The sequence below is a fragment of the Bradyrhizobium sp. genome (assembly GCF_019242285.1).
In the GTDB taxonomy this organism is placed as follows: Bacteria; Pseudomonadota; Alphaproteobacteria; order Rhizobiales; family Xanthobacteraceae; genus Bradyrhizobium.
This window is the reverse complement of record NZ_JAFAVV010000146.1, coordinates 1-4,546: the sequence shown is the minus strand read 5'-3', so window position 1 is coordinate 4,546 and position 4,546 is coordinate 1. Positions and strand designations below refer to the sequence as shown.

Annotated in this window: 3 protein-coding genes and 1 pseudogene; 2 read left to right on the top strand and 2 right to left on the bottom strand. The window is 68.2% G+C overall.

The features are described 5' to 3' along the window. Positions 1–470: pseudogene (locus tag JOY90_RS05280) on the top strand (hypothetical protein); the annotation flags it as partial. On the opposite strand, the gene JOY90_RS05275 reads toward JOY90_RS05280, so the two are convergent. Continuing rightward, a complete protein-coding gene (locus JOY90_RS05275; RefSeq protein ID WP_291690095.1) occupies positions 440–706 on the bottom strand; it encodes a hypothetical protein in 267 nt (88 codons plus the stop codon). The pseudogene JOY90_RS05280 and the gene JOY90_RS05275 overlap by 31 nt on opposite strands. Beyond that, on the bottom strand, positions 703–3,447 hold the full coding sequence (gene mutS / locus JOY90_RS05270) for a DNA mismatch repair protein MutS (protein ID WP_291690094.1): 2,745 nt from the start codon (positions 3,445–3,447) through the stop codon (positions 703–705). Before mutS ends, JOY90_RS05275 begins: the two co-directional genes overlap by 4 nt. A 217-nt stretch (positions 3,448–3,664) precedes the next feature. Between mutS and JOY90_RS05265 the strand changes: the two genes are divergently transcribed. Next, the coding region (locus tag JOY90_RS05265; protein WP_291690093.1) for an acetyl-CoA C-acyltransferase at positions 3,665–4,546 on the top strand (882 nt) is incomplete at its 3' end.

Sequence of the window (4,546 nt, the reverse complement as noted above, 5' to 3'; positions counted from 1 at the left end):
TCGCCGCCGGCGTCATCGTCAATATCATCTCCTATGCGGTCTGCGTGCCGATCCTGCAGCGCTATTGCCATGTCGCGAAGATGCCGCTGATCACGCGGCGCTGGTACGACATCCCGTTCCGCGCCGCGCTGGTCGCGAGTCTGGCTGCGACCGTGACGGCTCTGTCGAGCTGGGTCGGTCCGACCATCAGCGGCATTCTGGCGCTGTTTCCGATCGTGTTCACCAGCATGATGCTGATCCTGCATCCGCGCATCGGCGGTCCCGCCACCGCGGCCGTGATCGCCAATGGCGGCTGGGGCCTGATCGGGCTTGCGCTGGCGATCGCCGTGCTGCATGTCGCGGTGCTGCATTTCGGCTCCGCGATCGGCTTGAGCTTGGCGCTGCTGGTCTGCGTCGGCTGGAATCTGGCGCTGTGGTGGAACGGGCGGCGCAAAAGCGCTCAGCGCATCCTTGCAAAGAGCTCCCAGTAGAAGCCGCCGGACACCGCGATCGACAGCAGCGCCGCCGAGGCCGGCACCACCGGCGACATTCGCCGCCAGCGCGTGACCTCGTGCATCAGCACCAGCGGCACGATCGGCAGCAGCATGAAGACCATGACCAGCGGGATCGCCCAGCCGGAGCTCGAGAGATAGATGATGCAGATCACCGCCTGCAGCAGACCGGCCGCGAGCGCGAGCCACACCAGCAAAGTAGCCGTGAACCTCATGACGCCCCCTTTTCAGCGAGCGATTTGAGTTTATACAGCGCCTCCAGCGCCTCGCGCGGCGACATTTCGTCGGGATGCAGCGCTCTCACCGCGGCGGCGAGCTGTTCCGCCTCGCTCCGGGGCGCGGCCTCCGCCGCCGCGCGCGACGGCACCGCGAACAGCGGCAGGTCGTCGGCGAGCGCCCGAGCCGTCTGGCCGCGGTCCTGCGCTTCCAACTTCGCCAGCACCGCCTTCGCCCGCGTGATCACCGTTGGCGGCAGGCCGGCCAAGCGTGCGACCTGAATGCCGTAGGAGCGGTCGGCCGAGCCCGGCAGCACCTCGTGCAGGAACACGACGTCGCCCTGCCATTCCTTGACACGCACGGTGGCGTTGAACATCCGCGGCAGCTTTGCCGAGAGCGCGGTCAATTCGTGGTAGTGCGTCGCAAACAGCGTGCGGCAGCGATTGCTCTCGTGCAGATGCTCGATCGCTGCCCAGGCGATCGAAAGCCCGTCGAAGGTCGCCGTCCCCCGGCCAATCTCGTCAAGGATGACCAGCGCGCGTTCGCCGGCCTGGTTCAGGATCGCCGCGGTCTCGACCATCTCGACCATGAAGGTGGAGCGGCCGCGAGCGAGGTCGTCGGCCGCACCCACACGGGAGAACAATCGGTCGACGACGCCGATCCGAGCGCGGGCTGCCGGGACGAAGGAGCCGATCTGCGCCAGCAGCGCAATCAGTGCGTTCTGGCGCAGGAAGGTCGATTTGCCCGCCATGTTGGGGCCGGTCACCAGCCATATCTGTCCGGACTTCTGGGCGGGGGCGGGTGAGAGATCGCAGGAATTGGCGATGAACGGCGCGCCGTCGCGCTTCAGCGCCTGCTCGACCACGGGATGGCGGCCGGCCTCGATCGCAAAGCCGAGCGAGCCGTCGACCTCGGGGCGGACATAGTTGTCGTCGACCGCGAGCTTTGCCAGTGCGGTCGCGACATCGAGCAGCGCGAAGGCGTGCGCGGCCTCGCGCAGCTCACCGCTCATCGCCAGCGCCCTGGCGCTGAGCCGCTCGAAGATCTCGAGCTCGATGTTGAGCGCGCGCTCGCCGGCATTGGCGATCTTGGCTTCGGTCTCGCCAAGCTCTGCGGTGGTGAAGCGCACCTGGCCGGCCAGCGTCTGGCGATGGATGAAGGTCGCATTGAGCGGCGCCGACATCAATTTGTCGCCATGCTGCGCCGTCACCTCGACGAAATAGCCGAGCACGTTGTTGTGGCGGATCTTCAGGGCCTTGACGCCGGTCTCATCGGCATAGCGCGCCTGCATCGCGGCGACGACGAGGCGGGACGCGTCGCGCAGATTGCGCGCCTCGTCGAGCGCGGCCTCATAGCTCTCGCGGACGAAGCCGCCGTCGCGCTTGAGCAGCGGCAACTGCTCGGCGAGCGCGCGCTCCAGCTCGCGCGCCAATTCCCGCGACGGCCGCTGCAAGGCGGCGATGACGGCCGCGATCTCCTCCCGCGGCTCGACGAGCTCGGCAAGCCGTGTCAGCACCTGGTCGGCGGCGAGGATGCCGTCGCGCAATCCCGCAAGATCGCGCGGGCCGCCGCGCCCGACCGAGAGCCGCGCCAGCGCGCGCGACAGATCGGGCGCGCCGCGCAGGATCGAGCGGACGTCCTCGCGCGCCGCGCCGTCACTGACGAAGGCCGCGACCGCATCGAGCCGCCGCGCGATCTGCCCCGCATCGGTCAAGGGCGCCGCGAGCCGCTGTGCCAGCAGCCGCGAGCCGGCCGGCGTCACCGTGCAGTCGATGGCGTCGAGCAGCGAGCCGCGCCGCTCGCCCGCGAGCGTGCGGGTCAGTTCGAGATTGGCGCGGGTGGCCGGATCGATCGCCATGGTGGTGCCGACCGCCTCGCGCGCCGGCGGCGACAGCGGCACGCGCTTGCCGACCTGGGTGCGGTCGACATAGGTGACGGCGGCTGCCGCCGCGGTCGCTTCCAGCCGCGACATCGCCGCGAGCCCATCCATGGTCGCGACCGCGAAATAGTCGCACAGCCGCCGTTCGGCGGTGGAGCTGTCGAACACGTCGCGGGTCAGGGGCGTCACCGCGGGCAGCTCGCGCAAGGTGGTGCCAAGCTCGCTGTCGCCGTAAAGCGCGTCGGCGACGATCGCCTCGTTCGGATTGATCCGCGCCAGCGTCGCCACCAGCTCCGCCGCCGCGCACTCGGTGACCATGAATTCCGAGGTGGAGATGTCGAGCCAGGCCAGCCCGAAGCGGTCGCTTCCAGCGGACGAGCGCGCCCGCGCGATCGCCAGCAGATAGTTGTTGGTGCGGGCATCGAGCAGAGTGTCCTCGGTCAGCGTGCCCGGTGTCACCAGCCGCACCACGTCGCGGCGGACGACGCTCTTGTTGCCGCGGGCGCGCGCGGTCGCCGGATCTTCGGTCTGCTCGCAGACCGCGACGCGGAATCCCTTCTCGATCAGCCGGTGCAGATAGTCGTCGGCGCGCTCGACCGGCACGCCGCACATCGGGATGTCCATGCCCTGATGCTTGCCGCGCTTGGTCAGGATGATGCCGAGCGCCTTGGAGGCGAGCTCGGCATCCTCGAAGAACAACTCGTAGAAATCGCCCATCCGGTAGAACAGCAAGAGCCCCTGATGGGACGCCTTGATCTCGAGATATTGTTCCATCATCGGCGTGACGCGCGCGGTGATTTCGGCGGGCATCGCCTCGGCGGCAAGGGGCGGAGGAACGGGAATGGGGGACTGGACCGTCATGGGAGGCGCAACCTAGCCAATTTCGCGAGCCCGTCCTATCGCTTTACCCGCACGGCAAGGGTTTTCCACCCTCTCCACGGTCAAGCCTGCATGAGCGATGCATGATGAGCGCTGCGCGCAGGCGAAACCGTCAATTGACCTGCCGTGGGGCCGCTCCTACAACTCGTCGTCAACTGTATGACAATCTTGCCGAAAGCGCGGCACCAGGGAGAAACCGATGCGTGATGTGTATGTCTGCGATGCCGTGAGGACGCCGATCGGCCGCTTCGGTGGCTCGCTCGCCAAGGTGCGCGCCGACGATCTCGCGGCGGCCCCGATCAAGGCGCTGGTGGCGAAACATGACAAGCTCGACTGGTCGCAGCTCGACGAGGTCTATTTCGGCTGCGCGAACCAGGCCGGCGAGGACAACCGCAACGTTGCGCGGATGGCGCTGCTGCTCGCAGGCGTGCCCGATTCCGTGCCGGGCCAGACCATCAACCGGCTGTGTGCCTCCGGTCTCGACGCGGTCGGCGCCGCAGGCCGCGCGATCCGCGCGGGCGAGATCGATTTCGCCATTGCCGGCGGCGTCGAATCGATGACGCGAGCGCCGTTCGTGATGGGCAAGGCATCGGAGGCGTTCGCGCGCTCGGCCGAGATGTTCGACACCACGATCGGCTGGCGCTTCATCAATCCGCTGATGAAGGCGCAATATGGCGTCGATGCCATGCCCGAGACCGGCGAGAATGTCGCCGAGGAATTTCAGGTGTCGCGCGCCGACCAGGACGCGTTCGCGCTGCGCTCGCAGCAGCGCGCCGGTGCCGCGATCGCGGCCGGCTATTTCGCCGAGGAGATCGTTCAGGTGTCGGTGCCCGGTGGCAAGGCTGGGCCGATCACGGTCGACAAGGACGAGCATCCGCGTCCCGAAACCACGCTGGAGGGACTGTCGAAACTCAAGCCGATCGTGCGCAATCCGGGCACGGTGACCGCGGGCAATGCGTCGGGCGTCAATGATGGCGCGGCGGCAATGATCCTTGCTTCGGAGGAGGCCGTGAAGAAGCACGGCCTGACGCCGCGGGCGCGCATCCTTGGGCTCGCCTCGGCCGCAGTGCCGCCGCGCATC

What these genes read in the sequence shown, in the direction of transcription:
- mutS (WP_291690094.1), bottom strand. Translation starts at nt 3,447, where the DNA reads ATGACGGTCCAGTCCCCCATTCCCGTTCCTCCGCCCCTTGCCGCCGAG.
- JOY90_RS05275 (WP_291690095.1), bottom strand. Translation starts at nt 706, where the DNA reads ATGAGGTTCACGGCTACTTTGCTGGTGTGGCTCGCGCTCGCGGCCGGT.